Source organism: Micromonospora sp. NPDC047812 (genome assembly GCF_040704175.1).
Taxonomy (GTDB): Bacteria; Actinomycetota; Actinomycetes; order Mycobacteriales; family Micromonosporaceae; genus Micromonospora.
Window position 1 is genome coordinate 82,770 of record NZ_JBEYRY010000008.1, and the last position, 17,076, is coordinate 99,845.

General features: G+C 71.4%; 15 protein-coding genes and 1 tRNA gene. 8 read left to right on the plus strand and 8 right to left on the minus strand.

The features are described from left to right. Window positions 1–5: 5 nt before the first annotated feature. On the plus strand, window positions 6–1,718 hold the full coding sequence (locus AB0883_RS24975) for a bifunctional metallophosphatase/5'-nucleotidase (protein ID WP_366643669.1): 1,713 nt from the start codon (window positions 6–8) through the stop codon (window positions 1,716–1,718). Window positions 1,719–1,936: 218 nt separating this feature from the next. On the opposite strand, the gene AB0883_RS24980 is transcribed toward AB0883_RS24975, so the two are convergent. Further along, window positions 1,937–3,220, minus strand: a complete 1,284-nt coding sequence (locus AB0883_RS24980; RefSeq protein WP_366643670.1) for an MFS transporter — start codon at window positions 3,218–3,220, stop codon at window positions 1,937–1,939. A gap of 133 nt (window positions 3,221–3,353) precedes the next feature. On the opposite strand from AB0883_RS24980, the gene AB0883_RS24985 reads away from it, so the two are divergent. Continuing rightward, the gene (locus AB0883_RS24985) at window positions 3,354–3,827 is read left to right on the plus strand and encodes a hypothetical protein (RefSeq protein ID WP_366643672.1); all 474 of its coding nucleotides are present in this window, start codon (window positions 3,354–3,356) and stop codon (window positions 3,825–3,827) included. A 65-nt stretch (window positions 3,828–3,892) separates the two neighbouring features. Here the strand turns inward: AB0883_RS24985 and AB0883_RS24990 are convergent, their stop codons facing one another. Further along, entirely contained in the window at window positions 3,893–5,920 is a 2,028-nt protein-coding gene (locus AB0883_RS24990; protein ID WP_366643673.1) for a hypothetical protein, read from the minus strand. Between the two features lie 323 nt (window positions 5,921–6,243). Here AB0883_RS24990 and AB0883_RS24995 point away from each other — a divergent pair, with 323 nt between their 5' ends. After that, window positions 6,244–6,747, plus strand: coding sequence for a hypothetical protein (locus tag AB0883_RS24995; RefSeq protein ID WP_366643674.1), 504 nt, complete (start codon window positions 6,244–6,246; stop codon window positions 6,745–6,747). 839 nt (window positions 6,748–7,586) lie between these two features. Here the strand turns inward: AB0883_RS24995 and AB0883_RS25000 are convergent. Together AB0883_RS25000 and AB0883_RS25005 are read right to left on the minus strand one after the other, a co-directional pair. Continuing rightward, window positions 7,587–7,660: transfer RNA gene (locus tag AB0883_RS25000), tRNA-Pro, on the minus strand. Between the two features lie 267 nt (window positions 7,661–7,927). Beyond that, entirely contained in the window at window positions 7,928–8,821 is an 894-nt protein-coding gene (locus tag AB0883_RS25005; protein WP_366643675.1) for a metallophosphoesterase, read from the minus strand. Between the two features lie 25 nt (window positions 8,822–8,846). Here AB0883_RS25005 and AB0883_RS25010 point away from each other — a divergent pair, with 25 nt between their 5' ends. Then, window positions 8,847–9,302, plus strand: coding sequence for a GatB/YqeY domain-containing protein (locus AB0883_RS25010; protein ID WP_366643677.1), 456 nt, complete (start codon window positions 8,847–8,849; stop codon window positions 9,300–9,302). Between the two features lie 82 nt (window positions 9,303–9,384). On the opposite strand, the gene AB0883_RS25015 is transcribed toward AB0883_RS25010, so the two are convergent. Further along, window positions 9,385–11,823, minus strand: a complete 2,439-nt coding sequence (locus tag AB0883_RS25015) for a penicillin-binding protein (protein WP_366643678.1) — start codon at window positions 11,821–11,823, stop codon at window positions 9,385–9,387. Between the two features lie 405 nt (window positions 11,824–12,228). Between AB0883_RS25015 and AB0883_RS25020 the strand changes: the two genes are divergently transcribed. Beyond that, a complete protein-coding gene (locus AB0883_RS25020) occupies window positions 12,229–12,549 on the plus strand; it encodes a WhiB family transcriptional regulator (protein ID WP_089003040.1) in 321 nt (106 codons plus the stop codon). 6 nt (window positions 12,550–12,555) lie between these two features. Here AB0883_RS25020 and AB0883_RS25025 read toward each other — a convergent pair whose 3' ends face one another. Genes AB0883_RS25025 through AB0883_RS25035 form a run of 3 tightly spaced genes read right to left on the minus strand, consistent with a single transcriptional unit; the run spans window position 12,556 to window position 15,437 of the window. Then, complete coding sequence (locus AB0883_RS25025; protein WP_366643680.1) at window positions 12,556–13,707, minus strand: ArsA-related P-loop ATPase; 1,152 nt, start codon at window positions 13,705–13,707, stop codon at window positions 12,556–12,558. A 54-nt stretch (window positions 13,708–13,761) separates the two neighbouring features. Continuing rightward, window positions 13,762–14,739, minus strand: coding sequence for an ArsA-related P-loop ATPase (locus tag AB0883_RS25030; protein ID WP_366643681.1), 978 nt, complete (start codon window positions 14,737–14,739; stop codon window positions 13,762–13,764). A 26-nt stretch (window positions 14,740–14,765) separates the two neighbouring features. Next, window positions 14,766–15,437 (minus strand): hypothetical protein, encoded by a 672-nt coding sequence (locus AB0883_RS25035; protein ID WP_366643682.1) that lies wholly within the window; start codon window positions 15,435–15,437, stop codon window positions 14,766–14,768. A gap of 307 nt (window positions 15,438–15,744) precedes the next feature. On the opposite strand from AB0883_RS25035, the gene AB0883_RS25040 reads away from it, so the two are divergent. The 3 genes from AB0883_RS25040 (at window position 15,745) to AB0883_RS25050 (ending at window position 16,964) form a co-directional block, all read left to right on the plus strand. Further along, window positions 15,745–16,224 (plus strand): hypothetical protein, encoded by a 480-nt coding sequence (locus tag AB0883_RS25040; RefSeq protein WP_366643683.1) that lies wholly within the window; start codon window positions 15,745–15,747, stop codon window positions 16,222–16,224. A gap of 46 nt (window positions 16,225–16,270) precedes the next feature. Beyond that, window positions 16,271–16,426, plus strand: a complete 156-nt coding sequence (locus tag AB0883_RS25045) for a DUF4177 domain-containing protein (protein WP_018222171.1) — start codon at window positions 16,271–16,273, stop codon at window positions 16,424–16,426. 76 nt (window positions 16,427–16,502) lie between these two features. Next, the gene (locus AB0883_RS25050) at window positions 16,503–16,964 is read left to right on the plus strand and encodes a RidA family protein (protein ID WP_366643684.1); all 462 of its coding nucleotides are present in this window, start codon (window positions 16,503–16,505) and stop codon (window positions 16,962–16,964) included. The last annotated feature ends 112 nt before the right edge of the window (window positions 16,965–17,076 follow it).

Sequence of the window (17,076 nt, forward strand, 5' to 3'; positions counted from 1 at the left end):
GTTCCATGTCCAACCCCGGGATGCGCCGGGCCGCCATCGGCCTGACCGCGCTCGCCGTGACCGCCCTCGGCGCGGTCACGACCACCCCCGACCAGGCGGACGCCGGCCCGAAGCCGGTCGCCGTCAAGCTGCTCGCCCTCAACGACTTCCACGGCAACCTCGAACCGCCGTCCGGCACCACCAACGGCACCATCGCCGGGAAGCCCGCCGGCGGGGCCGAATACCTCGCCACCCAGCTCGCCGAGCTGCGCAAGCGCGCCGCCAAGGAGCAGAACACCATCACCGTGGCGGCCGGCGACCTGATCGGCGCCTCCCCGCTGCTCTCCGCCGCGTTCCACGACGAGCCGACCATCGAGGCGCTGTCGCTGGCCGGGCTCGACTACGCCAGCGTCGGCAACCACGAGTTCGACGAGGGCGCCGACGAGCTGCTGCGCATCCAGAACGGCGGCTGCCACCCGGTCGACGGCTGCGTCGACGGCACCCCCTACGAGGGCGCCGGCTTCCAGTACCTCTCCGCGAACGCCTTCAAGACCGCGACCGGCCAGCCGCTGCTGGCGCCGTACGCCATCCACAAGGTGCAGGGCGTCAAGGTCGGCTTCATCGGCATGACGCTGGAGGGCACCCCGCGCATCGTCAGCCAGCAGGGCGTGGCCGGCCTGACCTTCGCCGACGAGGCGCAGACCGCCAACCGGTACGCCCGCGAGCTGCGCCGCCAGGGCGTCGAGACCATCGTCGTGCTGCTGCACGAGGGCGGCACGCAGGAGGCCACCGGCGGCATCAACGACTGCAAGGGCATCTCCGGCCCCATCGTGGACATCGCCAACCGGATGGACCCGTCGATCGACGTCGTCGTCAGCGGACACACCCACCAGGCGTACAACTGCGACATCGCCGGCAAGCTCGTCACCAGCGCCAGCTCCTTCGGTCGTCTGGTCACCGACATCGACCTCTCCATCGACCGGCGCACCGGCGACGTGATCAGCGCCAAGGCCGAGAACGTGGTGGTCACCCGGGACGTCGCCCCGGACCGGGCGCAGACCGACCTGATCAACCGTTACAAGACCGTGCTCGGCCCGGTGGCCGGCCGTGAGGTCGGCCAGACCACCACGGAGATCAAGAAGACCCAGGAGACCCTCTTCGGTACGACGCTGGGCGAGTCCCCGCTGGGCAACCTGATCGCCGACGCGCAGCTCGCCGCCACCGACGGCGAGCAGGGCGCGGTCGCCGCGTTCATGAACCCCGGTGGCGTACGCGCCGACCTCGACGCCGGCCCGGTCACCTACGAGGAGGCGTTCACGGTCCAGCCGTTCGCCAACAACCTCGTGACCCTCGACCTCACCGGCGCGCAGCTCTACTGCCTGCTGGAGCAGCAGTTCGTCACCGGTCGGACGCTCTACCCGTCGTCGACCGTCCGGTACGTCGTCGACCCCGCCGGCACCACCGGCACCGCCGCCGACGCCTGCTCCGGCACCCGGGTCGTCCGGGGTAGCCTCACCCTCGGCGGGGTGGCGGTCACCGCCGACGCCACGTACCGGGTGACGGTGAACAACTTCCTCTCCGGCGGCGGCGACGGCTTCACCGTCCTCACCGGCGGCACCAACGCGGTCACCGGCATGATCGACCTGGACGCGTTCGTGGCCTACCTGACCGCCGAGTCCCCGGTCTCGGCGCCGGCCCTGGACCGCATCCGCACCACCGCGGAGGTCCCCGCCGCCTGACGGCAGCGGTAAGCACCGACGGGCCCTGGAGCGACTGCTCCGGGGCCCGTCGTCGTCCAGTGGCCGGGCCGGGTTCTCCGTCGTGGAGGGGCCTGGACCAGGCCGGTCTTCCGTCCGTTGGCGGGCCGGGGCCGGGTTCTTCGTCCGGTGCTCGGGCCTGAGCCGGGGCCGGGTTGTCCGTCCGGTGGCCCGGCCGGGCCGGGTTGTCCGTCCGGTGGTCAGGCCTGCGCGGGGGCCGGTTCGGCGGCCGGCGGGGTGGCCGGCGCGCGGCCGTCCTGGGCCGGCGTGAGCAGCCGGCGCAGGGAGAGCGCGATGAGCGAGGCCACCAGGCAACCGCTGACGACCGCCACGACCCAGATCCGGCCGTTGGCCGCACCGAGCAGCGGGCCCGCCGTGACGGGGCCGATCACCCCGCTGATGCCGAAGATCATCGAACTCATGGCGTTGTACCGGCCGCGCAGCGCGTCCGTGGCGAGCGCGTTCGTCAGCGCCGGCATCACCGGTGACAGCAGGGTCTCGCCGAAGCCGAAGATCGCCGAGCAGGCCACGACGCAGAGGGCGGCAATCAGCGCGTTGCTCGGGCCGACCACGCCCCCGGCCCCCAGCACCAGCCAGGCGATCGCGAAGACCGCGCCCACGACCGCGAGCCCGCCCGTCCGGCTGCGCCCCTCCATCCGCCGCAGGACCAGCAGCTGGGAGAGCACGATCATCACCGTGTTGCCGGCCAGCGCCCAGGCGACCACGCGCGGCGTCACCTCGGCCACCCGCACGGCGTACGCGGTGAAGCCGACCTCGATCTGCGCGTAGCCACAGGTGGTCAGGACGAGGCCGAAGATGACGAGCCGCCGGAACGGGCGGTCGCGCAGCACGGTGAGGTAGCCGCCGGCCGACGCCCGGTCCGCGGCCGCTGCGGCGGCGAGCCGGTGGCCCACGTGCGGCAGGGTCAGCAGGATCAGCGCGGGCATCAGGTAGCTGATCGCGTCGAGCACGTAGATCGTCTGGAACGTGACCGCGCGGGTCGTGTCGACGATCGCGCCGGAGGTCAGGCCGCCGAGGCCGATGCCGAGGTTGAGCAGGGCGAAGTTCAGCCCGAAGACCCGCTGCCGCTCGTCGGCGTCGGTGAGCGAGGCGAGGATCGTGTTCTGCCCGGGCCAGATGACGGAGCTGCCCATCGCCACCAGCGTCATCACCCCGAACGCCGAGGCGCTCGAGTCGACCAGCGCCAGCGACCCGGTGCCGACCGCCTCGATCACCAGGCCCGTCAGCAGGATCCGGCGGGCGCCGAACCGGTCGATGAGCGTGCCGCCGATCGGCGACAACGCCAGCGTGATCACGCCGTACCAACCGATCACCAGGCCGGCGCGGGTGTCGGTGAGGCCGCGGACGTCGGTCAGGTAGATGAACAGGAACGGCAGGGTGAGGCCGCGCCCGATCGCCGACAACAGCGTGCCGATGAGCATCCGCCGGGCTTCGGGGCGGCGGGGCAGGGCGCGACTGAGCATCCCCCGATTCTGTGCTCTGGGTGTGACGCGGCGCGAGACCTTTTAGGCCCGTAGTTTCACGCGCAGTGTGTGCGCGGTGTCACACCCGGAAGCGCGTCTGCCGGCGTCGTACCCCTCTGCGATCCTGGTCGGGATGACCACCACCTGGCGACACCTGCCCGCACCGGCCCGCGAGATCGCCACCGCCGCCACCGACGCGGTCGCCGCCGCGCGCGAGCGCGCCCCCGAGGCGTACGACGTCGCGGTGGCCCGGCTCGCGGCGGCCGACCGGTCGGGCCTGGTGCTCGGCGCGGTGGTCCGGCTGCTGCTGGAGGAGACCCACCCGAACGGCCTGGACGGCGACGACGTCCGCCAGGTGCTCGAGGGCTGCGTGCGCGACGCCGCGCAGTGGCAGCCCGACGTCGACCCGCACGTGGTGCTCGTCCTGCTGGCGGGCGCCCTCGGCGTCTACGACCCGGACGGCGACGAGTCGCCACCCGACCCGCCCGCCGTGGCGCGGCACGCGCCGCTGCTCGTCGCCGACCTGCTCGCCGCCACCGGACGGCCCCTCGACGGCTACCTGACGGCCGCGTTCACCGAGATCGCGCGCACCGAGCAACACGACTGACAGGCGCCATCGTACGTGACGGAGGGCCCAGCTGGTGCCAGGCCCTCCGTCAGGTACGAGCAAGCTCAGGAACTGGCCGCCACCTCGAACGAGTACCAGTTGCCGTACTCGCTCCAGGTGCCGTCGGCCTTGACGGCGTACACGGTCAACAGCACCCAACCGCTCGTCGTCGGCGTCCAGGTGACCGTTGCGCGACCATCGGCATCAGCCGCGATCTCGGTCAGCTCCTCGCCGTCGACGAAGGAGTACCGGTAGGCCACGGTGTCCGTCCAGCCCGGCGGCGGGGAGAAGGTGAAGGTGCCTGCGACGCCCACTCCGCCGACCGGCGAACCGTCCGGCGGCTGGACGTAGACGTCCGACCTGACGCCCGGGCCGGGGTAGAAGTGGGTCGACCAACTGGCCTCCGTGGAGACGAAGCCGTTGTCGCTGATGCTGCGTACCCGCACCGAGTGCCCATGCGGGTTGCCGGCGATGAAGCTGAAGTGCGCGGTGCCGTCCTCGGCGGCCTGCCTCGTCTCGCGATCGCCGTTGTCCAGGACGATCTCGTATTCGCGGACGCCGGTGACGCCGGCCGCCGGGGCGAACTTCAGCACCACCTCCTGCCCCCACTGCGGATCCCCGTTCTCGACCCGGACATCCGGCGCGGACCGAGGAACCATCGTCCTGTAGACGGTCTCGGCCGAGATGTTGCCGGCGAGGTCGAGGGAACGCACGGTCAACTGCTGCGGCCCGGACCCGGTCGGGTTCAGCGTTACGGTCGCCGAGCCGCCAGGGACGTCTGCCCTGACCGTGTTCGGCAGGCTGAACGGATCGCGGCAGACCAACTGGCCCAGGTCGCCCGAGGCCGCGCACGTGTTCACCCCGAGGCCGTTCCACGAGTACTGGAAGCCCGCCACGTCCTTGTTGCCGCCGCCGGAGAAGGTGAAGGTGCCCGGCACACCCGCCGGGGCCTGCTCGCCGGTGTCGTCGGCCGGGTAGTTCGCGGAGGCGACCGTCGGCGCCGTGGGGCTGGTGCCGTCGTAGGTGAAGAAGCACTTCTTCGACCAGGCCGAGAAGTCCGCCCCGTCACCCACCCGGGCCTGCCAGGCGTACGACTTGCCGTCGACGAGCGTGCCCGCCGGCAGGTTGGCCGTGTGCACCCGACCCGAGACGGCGTGCTCGCTGGTGAAGACCTGTCGGGCCGCCGCATCGCCCGTCGGCCAGATTGCGAACTCGCTGGTGAGGCGGTACTCGTCATCCGGGTCCGCGTCGGTGCCGAGGGCCTGGAGCACGTTGGCGAAGCCGCCCAGCCGTGGGTACGGACGGAACTGGGTGCACGGGAACCCGCCGTTGTAAAGGTGGGCGTTGTCGCCCTTCGGCACCGAGTTGTACTGCGTGGTCAGGCCGACGCTGCGGTACCAGTTGAGCCGACGACCGTAGGCCGAGTCGCTCTCGTTGGCTTCCGGGACGCGGATCTCGAACGTGATCCGGCGCTGCTTGTGCGCCACAGCGTCCTGCACGGCGGCACCGACGTCAAACGACAGGTTCGCCTTCGGGCACCATTCCGGGGTGAGGACCTCGTCCAGCTTGGTCAGCGGCTCAGGAGCGCTGTTCCAGGTGGGCGTGGTGCTCACCGGCTTGGTGCGCCAGATCTCGATCGCCCGCTTTCCGCAGTCGGCGGCGCTGTACTCCTCGATGAAGACCGTCCCACCGTAGATCTTCCGGCCCTCGTAGGCGGACAGATCGAAGGTGGCGTACACCCGAGAGGTGTGGCTGACACCCGCGTCGTCCACGGACGTGCCGAGCGGCATGTGCGTCTCGTCGTTCCACCCGTACGCCTTGCGCGGCGTGGCGGAGTCGGTCCAGCCGACCTGGATCGACGGAGTGCTTTCGTAGTGCGGTGCCGCGACGGCGGGACTGCCGGTCGCGACGAGGGCGAGCCCGCTGACGCCCAGCGTCAGCGCGAGCGCGCCGATGAGGCCACGACGTGGCCGGGTAACTGTCACAGTGGATGGCCCTTCCCGTATCCAGCCGGGATCGTCCGGCCGGAAAGCTGTGGACATCAAATCGTGCAGGCTCGATAGACGACAACAGCCTTTCGGGCGCTGCTGCACGTCCCAGGCGTCTTGGTCATGGTCGATCCGGTAGGGGCATGGCCGATCCGGTTGCCGCTGACCGCAGCAGCAGGCAGGGGCTGTCCGCAGCGTCATCAGGTGCCGGTGGTGCAGGGGGTGAAATCCCCAATCGCCGGATAAGGCCACAACTGAGACCAGCCCAGCCGCCGATGCCGCTTCTGCTCCGCTGGAGAGCAGGTCGATTGCCCGCCTTGAGGCTCAAACCACACCCTTCTGGGCTGTGGTCTTCATCGGTGAAACATCGGACTGGATTTCTGGCATAGACCAGGTGCAAGCGCCACGACCTGGAGGTTCACGTGCCAATGAATGAACAACGCACTCTGCAGATTGCCCCGGTCAGCAGGAGTCGTCGCCGGCTGTCGCGGGCCGGGTTGATCACAGCGATTACCGCCGGAGTGGTTGCGGCCGGTGCCGGTACGGCGGCCGCTGTCGCATACCTCACCGAGGAAACCGTGGCCAGCGGCATGCCCGGCGCTGCCGTGATCTTCGAGGGCACCGACCCGTCGTGCACCACGACCGACCACGTCGTTTTCGACTGCACTCTCAGCCGCGCCCCGAAGTCAGACGTGCTGCCCAATCCCGCTAAGCGGGAGAAGGTGAAGACGGCACCCCGGCCCGCAGCGACCGATTACACCAACGTCAAGCACGCGTTCGTTGACGATCAGGGCAACATCGCGGGCGGATGCAATGGTGTGGACGCCGCTGGGCTGCACTGGGTCTGCTACGCCGGTCAGCGAGCGGTCTCGGAAGGGGTCATCGCCCAGCGCCTGCTCGGGGAGCACCTGGACTCGCCCGCCCGCGGCTAGGGCGTGTCTCGAAGTGCGTGTAGCCATTCGTTGATGGCGGTGACGTGAATGGCAGCTTCGTAACGCAAGGCTAACTTGTCGTACCGGGCGGCCACAGCGCGGTGGCGTGGGCAACCGAGCCGGACCAGCGCCTGGCCCCGGCGAGCGTCCGGGAGTGCTGCGGGCTGTGTTGGCGCTGGCCGTGCGGGATCGCATCATCGCGGGGAACCTTCAAGCCCTACCCGAAGTTCCGCGCGGGCCGGCGCACGGTGCCGCTGCCGCCGTTCGCGGTGGGCGAACTGCGGCGCCACCGCAAGGCCGTGCCGCCGGGCGCGGCCGGCGAGGTCTTCACCAACGAAGCGGGCGAATCGATGCGCCGCACCGTCTTCAGAGCCTGGATCTGGCGACCGGCGCTCGTGCGTGCCGGGCTTCTCGGCCAGGTGGCCCAGGTCGGCCCCCGCGCGTGGCGCGCGACCTGGCGCGACCGCGACGGCAACGAGGTCAGCGAGGAACTCCCGAACCGGCGGGTTGCCCGTGCTTCGCCTGTCCCGTATGGCGCAAGGCGGGCTCCGCTTCCACGACCTGCGGCACTCCTACGCCACCTGACTGATCACGGACGGCGTGCCGCTCAACGACGGTGCCCGCGTGATGGGGCATGAGCAGATCTCGAACACGCTCGACCGCTACACGCACGCGTTCGAGGCCGGCGCGGACCGGGTGCGGGAGTCGTTCGCTGACTCCCGACGAGAACGACGACCAAGGCGGCGGGGCGACAGTGGTGTAGCTCAATGAGCTAGATCAAGCCGGATGTGGCAAAAGGCCAGGTGAGAAGTCATCTCACCTGGCCTTGCCCATCTCGGTCGGGGTGGCCGGATTCGAACCGACGACCTCTTCGTCCCGAACGAAGCGCGCTACCAAGCTGCGCCACACCCCGAGGCGTGCCGACAAATAGTAGCCCACCCCGGTCGGGGGTCCAACTCGGTACCCCCACCGCCGTGCCGGCCCTCCCGACCGCGCGGGAAGCGCGCGGGACCGGTCGCACGCCGCGCCTGATGTCGTGAACGACTCAGCTCGACAGGGCGGACAACGCCGAGGCCGGGGGCGGGCCCGGTGCCGCGTGCGCCCCCGGGTCACCCCGCGCGGATCGCCGGCCCGGCCGCCGGGCCGTGGGCAGCGGCCCGGCGGATCGCAGGCGTACGGGTCAGCGGGGGATCAGGGTGAGCACGCTCGCCTCCGGAGGGCAGGCGAACCGGACCGGCGCGGTCGGGTGGGTGCCGAGCCCGGCGGAGACGTGCAGCCAGGAGTCGGAGCCGGGCCAGCGGTGCAGGCCGCGCGCCATGGAGCGGGGCAGTCCGCAGTTGGTGACCAGCGCCCCCATCCCCGGTACGCAGACCTGACCGCCGTGGGTGTGCCCGGCGAGCATCAGCCCGAAGCCGTCGGCGGCCATCCGGTCGAGGACGGCCGGCTCGGGGGAGTGGGTGAGCGCGATCGACAAATCGGCGGTGGGCGACACCGGCCCCGCGACCGAGTCGTAGTCGTCCCGTTCGACGTGCGGGTCGTCGACCCCGAGCAGCTCGACGACCCGGCCGCCGGCCTTGAGGGTGGTGCGGGCGTTGTTCAGGTCCGCCCAGCCGGCGCCGACGAAGACGTCGCGCAGCTCCTCGTGCGGCAGCTCGACGCCCTCGGTGTACTCCCGGTCGGGCAGGAAGTAGGTGAACGGGTTCTTCCAGACCGGCCCGGTGTAGTCGTTGGAGCCGAAGACGAAGGCCCCCGGGAGGTCGAGCAGCGGCTGGAGGGCGCGCAGCACGCCGGGCACGGCGCCGGGGTGCGCCATGTTGTCCCCGGTGACCACGACCAGGTCGGGGTCGAGCGCGGCCAGCGACGCCACCCAGCGCTGCTTGCGCCCCTGGTCGGGCATCATGTGCAGGTCCGACAGGTGCAGGACCCGCAGCGGCTCCGCGTCGGCCGGCAACACCGGCACGTCGTACCGCCGCAGGGTGAACATGTTGCGCTCGACGAGTGACGCGTACGCCAGGGTCGCCGCGCCGAGGGCGGCGGTCCCGGTCGCGAGCCGGAATAGTGTGCGCTTTCGCATGCCGTTCAGGGTAGTTTCACCGACCATGAGCACGCTGAAGGACCGTCTGACCGCCGACATGCGCGCCGCCCTGAAGGCGCGCGACGAGCTGACCACCTCCACGCTGCGGATGGCGCTCGCCGCCGTCGGCACCGCCGAGGTCGCCGGCAAGGCCAAGCGCGAGCTCACCGACGACGAGGTGCTCGCGGTGCTGACCAAGGAGGCGAAGAAGCGCCGGGAGGCCGCCACCGCCTTCGGTGACGCCGGCCGCACCGAGCAGGCCGCGAAGGAGGTCGCCGAGGGCGAGGTGCTGGAGCGCTACCTGCCGAAGCAGCTCCCCGACGCCGAACTGACCGAGCTGGTCGCGGGGGCGCTCGCCGCGGGCGGCTTCACCGGCAAGTCGCAGATGGGCCCGGCCATGAAGACGGCCCAGGCGGCGGTGGCCGGCCGGGCCGAGGGCGGTCGGGTCGCCGCCGAGGTACGCCGACAGCTCGGCCTCTGACCCGAGTCGCACCGACCCGCGTACGCGAAACGGGCGGGCACCCCGCGAAGGGTGCCCGCCCGTGGCGTTTCCTACGGCCGGCTCAGCCGCCGGAGCGGCCCGGCGGTCGGCCGGGGTTGGTCGGCGGCCGGTTGTTGTCGGGCGTCGTGCCCGGGGTGGTGCCGCCGCCGGAGCTGATCTGGATGGTCACCACGCCGCCCTTGATGGTGCGGCCGTCGGGGCTGGTGCCGGCGGCCTTGCCGGCCGGGCAGGTCGACGGGACCTTGATGTCGGAGATGACCGCGTCGAAGCCCTCCGCCTCGATCCGGGACTTCGCCTGCTCCGGATCCAGGCACTTCACGTCGGGGATCCGGCGCTGGTCACCCTCACGGATCTTCTGGCCCGGGGGCTCGAAGTTGACCCGCTTCTTGCCCTTCATGGCGTCGCGCAGCGTCTCGTAGACCGGCGGGTTGATGCCGTCCTTCTGGCCGTGCTTCATCTTGACGTTGGTCTGCGGCCAGTCCGGGTCGGCCATGATGCCGGCCACCGCGTACTGCTTGGTCATCGCGACCAGGGCCGCGCTCTTCTCCGAGTCGGTGGTGCCGGACTTGCCGGCCACCGGGGCGTCGACGATGCCCCGGACGTTCGCGGCCGTACGGCTGCCGCCGCACCGGCTCGTGGAGGAGTTGTCACCGACCGGGCAGCGGGCGGCGTCGACGGCGGCGCGGGCCACCTCGGTGCTCACCCGCTTCTCGCAGCGCGGGTTGGCGATGTCGAGCTTCTTGCCCTCCGGGTCCTTGATCTCCTGCACCGGGATGGGCTCGCAGTACTTGCCGTCCGCCGCCAGGGTGGCGTAGGCGTTGGCCAGCTCCAGCGGGGTGGTGTTCGAGACGCCCAGGGTGAACGCGCCCCAGTCGTGCGCGTACTCCTTGTTGTTGGCCCACTCGTTCTCCCTGGTGACCCGGAACTGGATGCCGAGCCGCTTGGCCACGTCGACCACGTTCTCCGCGCCGACCTGCTGCTGGAGCGGCACGAAGTACGTGTTGATGGAGGAGGCGAAGGCGCTCCACATGTTCTGCACGCCGCCGGCCTTCTTGCCGGAGTTGGTCGGGCAGTACTTGTTGGTGCCGGGGCAGGCGGCCGGGCTGCCCGCCTCGACGATGTACTCCGACTTGAAGGCCTGTGGGGCGTTGATCGTGTAGCCGAGCGGGATGCCCTTCTCCAGCGCCGCCACGATGGTGAAGATCTTGAAGGTCGACCCGGCCTGGTAGCCCGTGATGCCGTCGCCGCCGGTGAGCAGCGGGTTGACGGTGTTGGGGTAGTTGCCGAGCTTCTTCTTCTTGCGCTGCTTCGGGTCGCTGTGCGGCTTGTTGGCCGGCTTCTTCGGGTCGTCGAGCTTGAAGTTCCGGTTCACCGCCAGCGCCCGCACCCGGCCGGTGCCCGGCTCGACCACCGCCACCATGGCGGCTTCCTTGCTCTTCTCCGACTTGGCTTTGCGAACGGCCTTGTCGGCGCCCCGCTGGGCCTGCGGGTCCAGGGTGGTGATGACGGTGTAGCCGCCGCTCTTCAGCCGCCGCTCCCGGTCGTACGAGGTCGAGCCGAACGTCTCCTGCCCCATCCACCAGCGGTAGAAGTAGTCGCAGAAGAAGCCCCAGCCCTTCTCGTTGGTCGAGACGCAGCCGTTGGGGGCCCGCTTGCCGGTGACCACGAGCTTGGTGGCCTTCGCGGCGTCCGCCTCCTGCTGGGTGATGGCGCCGGTCTCGACCATGTTCTGGATGACGTAGTCGCGCCGGGCGAGGGCCGCCGCGTGGCCGCTCTTGGTGGTCGGGTCGTTGGTGCTCGGCGCCTTCACCATGCCGGCGAGCATGGCCGCTTCCTCGAGCTTCAGCTTGCTCGGCGGCTTGTTGAAGTAGACCTGGCTGGCGGCGTAGATGCCGTACGCGCCGTTGCCGAACGCGGCGATGTTGAGGTAGCGCTCCAGGATCTCGTCCTTGGAGAGCTCCTTGTCGATCTGGATCGCGTAGCGCATCTCGCGCAGCTTGCGGGCGCTGGTGTCCTCGGTGGCCGCGACCACGTCCGCCGGGTGGCTCGCCGAGTACGCGATGGCGAGCCGGACGTACTGCATGGTCAGCGTCGAGGCGCCCTGCTGGCTGGACGCGTTGGACTGGTTGTTGACGAAGGCCCGGGCAATGCCGTTGAGGTCCACGCCGTTGTGCTTGTAGAAGTCGTGGTCCTCGGCGGCGATGATCGCCTTCTGCATGATGGGCGCGATGTCGGCCAGCTTCACGTCGCGACGGTTCTCGTCGTACATGGTCGCCAGCGGGGTCTTGCCGTCGGCTGCGAGAAGGTAGCTGATCTGCGGCGCGCGCGCCACGGTCAGCTCCTTGGGCAGTGCGCCGAAGGTCTCGGCGCCGGCCTTCGCGGCCAGTCCGGACATCGCCACCGCGGGGAAGGCCGCCGCCGCGACCACCACGCCGGCCAACAGGCCACATATGAGTAGCGATGCGGCGTTGGTCAGCACATTGTGGTCACGTTTCCGCATCCAGGTCACCTCGACAGGGTACGCGAGTAGGGAACGAGGGGCGCCGGGGCGTTCTTTCCCCATTTCCTGCGCGCGCCGACCTCGTTGTGCTAAACGCACGACCCCCGGTGCGTGGTTGCGTGAATCCGCCGCCGAGTCTCCCTCCTGCGGGAGGAGACTCGCAGCGTTTTCACGGACCCCGACGGGGTAACCGGCGGTCGCGAAGCCCGGGAAGCCGGGAGTGTCCGGAATGATGGATTTCGCCGACAACGTTGCGTAATCAGTCGACTACAGAGCATGATGGGGGCGGCGACAGCGCCACATGTCGTCCGTGCCGCCTTGGGGAAGGCGGGCAGGGCGACCGGGGGGAATTGCCGGCTGGTCCGCGACGGGGTCGGTAGGTACTGCAAGGGGGGACGTGTACAGATGGGCATGATCACTGACTGGCCGTCGCTGGCGGCGTGTCAGAACGGGGACCCGGACGCGTTGTTCGTACAGGGCGCCGAACAGAACGTGGCGAAGCGGATCTGCCGGAGCTGCCCAGTTCGGTACGAGTGCCTGGCCGACGCGCTGGACAACCGGATCGAGTTCGGTGTGTGGGGCGGCATGACCGAACGCGAACGCCGCGCGCTGTTGCGCCGTCACCCCCAGGTGGCGAGCTGGCGCAAGATGTTCGAGGCCGCGATGAAGAAGAACGCCAAGGACAAGGCCGGCAAGGACAAGATCCTCGTCACCACCGCCGGCTGAGCACCGTCAGGGCCGGCTGATCGCCGCGCCGATCGTCCGCAGCCCGTCGACGTCGTGCACGTCGGCGGGCTGCGCCGTCACCGAGACCGCCGGCACCGCCGGGAACGCCTCGGTGAACCGGGCCGCCACCTGCCGCTCGCGTACCGCCTGCTGGGCCAGTGCGGCGTGGGCCCGCAGCACGTCGACGGTGCCCTCGTGCCCGCCGAGGCCGGCCAGCCGCTCCGCGGCGGCCAGGCTCTCCGCCGCGCCGAGCCCGGGCACCGCCGGTCGGTGCACCCGGTTGAGCACCAGGCCCGCCAGCGGCATCTTCTCCTCGCGCAGCCGGCCCGCGAAGTAGGCGGCCTCCCGGACCGCGTCCGGCTCGGGCGCCGCGACCAGCAGGAACGCCGTCTCCCGCGCCTGGAGGATCCGGTACGTCTGCTCGGCGCGCTGCCGGAAGCCGCCGAACATCGAATCCAGCGCGGCGACGAAGCCGGAGAGGTCGGTCAGCAACTGGGCCCCGAGCACCTTCTGCACGACCTTGGAGAACATCCCGAACGAGGCCGTGACCAGGCTGAACATGCTCCGCCCGCCGGTCCGCGCCGGGGCCAGCAGCAGCCGCAGCATCCGCCCGTCGAGGAAGCGGGACAGGCGGGCCGGTGCGTCCAGGAAGTCCAGCGCCGAGCGGGACGGCGGGGTGTCCACCACGATCAGGTCCCACTCGCCCCGGGCGTGCAGCTGGCCCAGCTTCTCCATCGCCATGTATTCCTGCGTGCCGGCGAAGGTCGAGCTCATGGCCTGGTAGAACGGGTTGGCGAAGATCTCCGCCGCCTTCGCCGGATCGGTGTGCTGGAGCACCACGTCGTCGAAGGTGCGCTTCATGTCGAGCATCATGGCGTGCAGCTCGCCGCCGCTGGCCTCGACGTCGATCCCCTTGACCTGGCGGGGGGTGTTGTCCAGCTCGGTCAGCCCGAGCGACTGGGCCAGCCGGCGGGCCGGGTCGATGGTGAGCACCACCGTGCGCCGGCCGTGCCGCTCCGCGGCGCGCAGCGCGAGCGCGGCGGCCGTGGTCGTCTTCCCCACCCCGCCCGCCCCGCAGCACACCACGATCCGGACGCCCGGATCGGCGAGGATCTGGTCGACGTCCAGCTGCGGCGCCGCGTCTTCGGAAGGCACCAATCGAGCGTATCGGGCCGGGTCGGTCCGTGCGCCCGGGCCGGTCGCAGGTGTGAGTCAATCCGCCCGGACGAGGGTCGCGGCGAGCCGGTCCAGACCGTCCCGGTCCACCCCGTCGGGCAGCAACGGCAGCTCGGTCATCGGCAGGCCCAGCTCCACCAGGTCGGCGCGGAGCGAATCCTCCAGCTCGCGACGGACGGCCTGGTCGCGCGCCTCGGCGGCGAGCCCGGCGACGGTGTCCCGGTCGGTCGGCAGCCCGGCGGCGCGCAGCCCCCGCTCCAGCTCGTCGGCGGCCACCACCCGTCCCGCGGGCAGCGGGGGCCGGGCGCCGTTGACGATCACCCGCCCCACCGGGAAGCCGAGCTGGGTCAGCTCGGCGATCGCGTCGACCGTCTCCTGGACCGGCATCTCCTCCAGCAGGGTGACGACGTGCACGGCGGTGATCGGGGAGCGCAGCAGCGCGGCGACCCCCTCGCTCTGGGTCTTGATCGGGCCCACCTTGGCCAGCCGGGCCGTCTCGGCGGTGACGTTGAGGAACCGGCCGATCCGCCCGGTGGGCGGCGCGTCCAGCACCACCGCGTCGTACGCGCGCCGCTGGCCGGCGGTGCGGGTGGTCGCCTCTTTCACCTTGCCGGTGAGCAGGACGTCCCGCAGGCCCGGGGCGATGGTGGTGGCGAAGTCGATCGCCCCGAGCTTGCGCAGCGCCCGGCCGGCCGCGCCGAGCTTGTAGAACATGTCGAGGTACTCCAGCAGGGCCTCCTCGGCGTCCACCGCCAGGGCCCGCACCTCTCCGCCGCCCGGCGCGTCGGTCAGGTGCCGCTCCTCGTACGGCAGCGGGTCGGTGCCGAAGAGCTGGGCGATGCCCTGCCGCCCCTCGACCTCGACCAGCAGCGTGCGCCGGCCGCCGGCGGCCAGCGCCAGGGCCAGCGCCGCCGCGACGCTGGTCTTGCCGGTGCCGCCCTTGCCGGTCACGACGTGGAGGCGGGCCGGCCACTCCGGGCCGGCCGGGTCGGCCGGCGACTCTGCTGCTCGCACCCGTCGAGCCTATCCAGGCCCCGGGCTCAGGCGACCTCGCAGACCCACCAACCGGTCTTCTTCACCACGGTGAACCGCAGGTCCTGGTCGGCCACCTTCTCGTCGGCGGTGGTCATGGTGACCTTGGTGGTGACGGTGGCGCGGTCGCCGGTCTGGTTGTCCACCTTCGGGGTGCTCCACCGGAACCGGGGGTTCTGGTGGGCCGAGACGTGCTTCTCGACCTCGGCCACTTTGGCGGCGATCTTCTTCTCGTCGCGCGACGAGGAGCAGACCAGGCCGGCCGCCCGGTCGGCGTCGCGCTCCTGGTAGACGGCCTTGAGGAACTCGTCCACCGCGACCGCCGGCTCCTTGGCCCCCTCGCCGTTCTCGGCGTCGCGCAGCGTCAGGAAGGCGACGACGCCACCTCCGGCGCAGAGCAGCAGGATCACGGCCAGGGCGATGGAGGCGATGAGCACGCCGCGCTTCTTCCTGGGCGCGGCGGGCGGCTGGTAGGGCGGGTACCCGGCCGGGGGCGGCGGGATCGACGGGTCCGGGGCGACGGCGGGGCCGGTGGGCGGGGCGGCCGGACCGGGTGGGACGGCCGCGCCGGGCGGAGGAGCTGCGGCCGGGCCGGGTGCGGGGGCCGGGCCGGGAGCCGCCGGGGTGCCCGGCTGGTCGGCCGGCGGTCCGACGGGGCCACCGCTGGGTGGTTGGGTCATCTCATCCCCCGGGTTGCGGCGTCGTCGCCTGACCGGGCGACGAGCGTGATCGAGCTGGCGGCGAGCCGGCGAGCGCCCGTCCGACCGGAAGGGTAGCGGTCGGTTCCCCGCTCCGGGGGGCGGCGGGCGCCGTCAGGTTCCTTACCGATGGTGTGTCGCATATGTGACTTTGTGTGATCGCATGTGCGCGTCCGGTTGGCGCGGCTGTCGTCACGGACCTACGTTCAGCGGCGCGGGGGGCGGGCCGGGCGGAGCGCCTGGACCCGCAAGCGATGACCTGAACAGGTACGACGTCCGGAGGCAAGGCATGCGCGACGTGGAAAACACTCCTCGGGTCCAGTTCCCGACGGGCGACCGGGCGCGGCGGCCCGGCTCCCCTGGGGAGGCCGAGGGCGGCGTCGGCCTGCCCATCAACGAACGGTCGTACCGGCGGCTCGCCGAACCCGTCGAGGTGGTGCGCGTGCCCGCCCGGCCGGGCCCGGGGACCCGGGACGAGGAGGAGCCCGGCTTCGTCATCCACCTGCCGATCCGGGTCGCCGATCTGCGGGCGGCCACCGCGCTGGCCGGGACGGTCGCCACCTCGCTGAGCTTCCTCAGCGAACTGGACGCCGGCGAGACCACCGTCTCCAGCACCGACGACCAGAACAACCGGCACCGGGTCTTCTGCGACCTGCTGCTGTCCGACCGCTCCCGCTGCCCCCAGCCGTACGAGCACGGCGGCCCCTGTGGGGAGGTGCCGGCGCCCCCGGAGCAGCGTCCCGCGCCCCGCCCGTCGGCCGGACCGTAGGCTGTGCGTCGAGAAGTCGAACTCCAGCCAAGGGAGCCCTCCACCTATGCAGAAGTGGGAATACTCCACGGTCCCGCTGCTGGTCCACGCGACCAAGCAGATCCTCGACAACTGGGGTGAGGACGGGTGGGAACTCGTCTCCGTGGTTCCCGGTCCCAACCCGGAGCAGCTCGTCGCCTACCTGAAGCGGCCGAAGGCATGAGCGAGCGGAGCGAGCGAATCACTCTGCTCGGCGCGTCGGTGTCTCGTGACGCCGCCGAGCGCAGCGAGGTGGCGGCATGAGCAACGGTCCGCACGCGAAGCTCGCCGAGCTCGGGCACACGCTGCCCGAGGTGGTCCCGCCGTTGGCCAGCTACGTGCCGGCCGTCCAGTCCGGGCAGCACGTCTACGTCTCCGGGCAGCTGCCGATGGTCGAGGGGAAGCTGCTCGCCACCGGCAAGGTCGGCGCCGGCGTCTCCGCCGAGCAGGCCAAGGACCTGGCCCAGCAGTGCGCGCTCAACGCGCTGGCCGCGATCGACTCGCTGGTCGGCCTGGAGAACGTCGTCAAGGTCGTCAAGCTGACCGGCTTCGTCGCCGCCGCCTCCGGCTTCACCGCCGTCCCGGGCGTGATCAACGGCGCGTCCGACCTGTTCGGCGCGGTCTTCGGTGAGGCCGGCCGGCACGCCCGCAGCGCCGTCGGCGTCGCCGAGCTGCCGCTGGACGCCCCCGTCGAGGTCGACGTCATCGTCGAGGTCGCCTGACCCGCGCCGCCTCCCCGCGATCCTGCGCCCGGTGCCCGGCAAAGCCGTGAAACGGGACGTATCGGAAGCCGGATCTGCAAGATCGCGGGGAGCGGCCGGCGGGGCCGTACGA

Coding starts and splice junctions, on each gene's coding strand:
- AB0883_RS24975 (WP_366643669.1), top strand. CDS start 6: ATGTCCAACCCCGGGATGCGCCGGGCCGCCATCGGCCTGACCGCGCTC.
- AB0883_RS24980 (WP_366643670.1), bottom strand. CDS start 3,220: ATGCTCAGTCGCGCCCTGCCCCGCCGCCCCGAAGCCCGGCGGATGCTC.
- AB0883_RS24985 (WP_366643672.1), top strand. CDS start 3,354: ATGACCACCACCTGGCGACACCTGCCCGCACCGGCCCGCGAGATCGCC.
- AB0883_RS24995 (WP_366643674.1), top strand. CDS start 6,244: ATGAATGAACAACGCACTCTGCAGATTGCCCCGGTCAGCAGGAGTCGT.
- AB0883_RS25005 (WP_366643675.1), bottom strand. CDS start 8,821: ATGCGAAAGCGCACACTATTCCGGCTCGCGACCGGGACCGCCGCCCTC.
- AB0883_RS25010 (WP_366643677.1), top strand. CDS start 8,847: ATGAGCACGCTGAAGGACCGTCTGACCGCCGACATGCGCGCCGCCCTG.
- AB0883_RS25015 (WP_366643678.1), bottom strand. CDS start 11,823: ATGCGGAAACGTGACCACAATGTGCTGACCAACGCCGCATCGCTACTC.
- AB0883_RS25020 (WP_089003040.1), top strand. CDS start 12,229: ATGGGCATGATCACTGACTGGCCGTCGCTGGCGGCGTGTCAGAACGGG.
- AB0883_RS25035 (WP_366643682.1), bottom strand. CDS start 15,437: ATGACCCAACCACCCAGCGGTGGCCCCGTCGGACCGCCGGCCGACCAG.
- AB0883_RS25040 (WP_366643683.1), top strand. CDS start 15,745: ATGCGCGACGTGGAAAACACTCCTCGGGTCCAGTTCCCGACGGGCGAC.
- AB0883_RS25045 (WP_018222171.1), top strand. CDS start 16,271: ATGCAGAAGTGGGAATACTCCACGGTCCCGCTGCTGGTCCACGCGACC.
- AB0883_RS25050 (WP_366643684.1), top strand. CDS start 16,503: ATGAGCAACGGTCCGCACGCGAAGCTCGCCGAGCTCGGGCACACGCTG.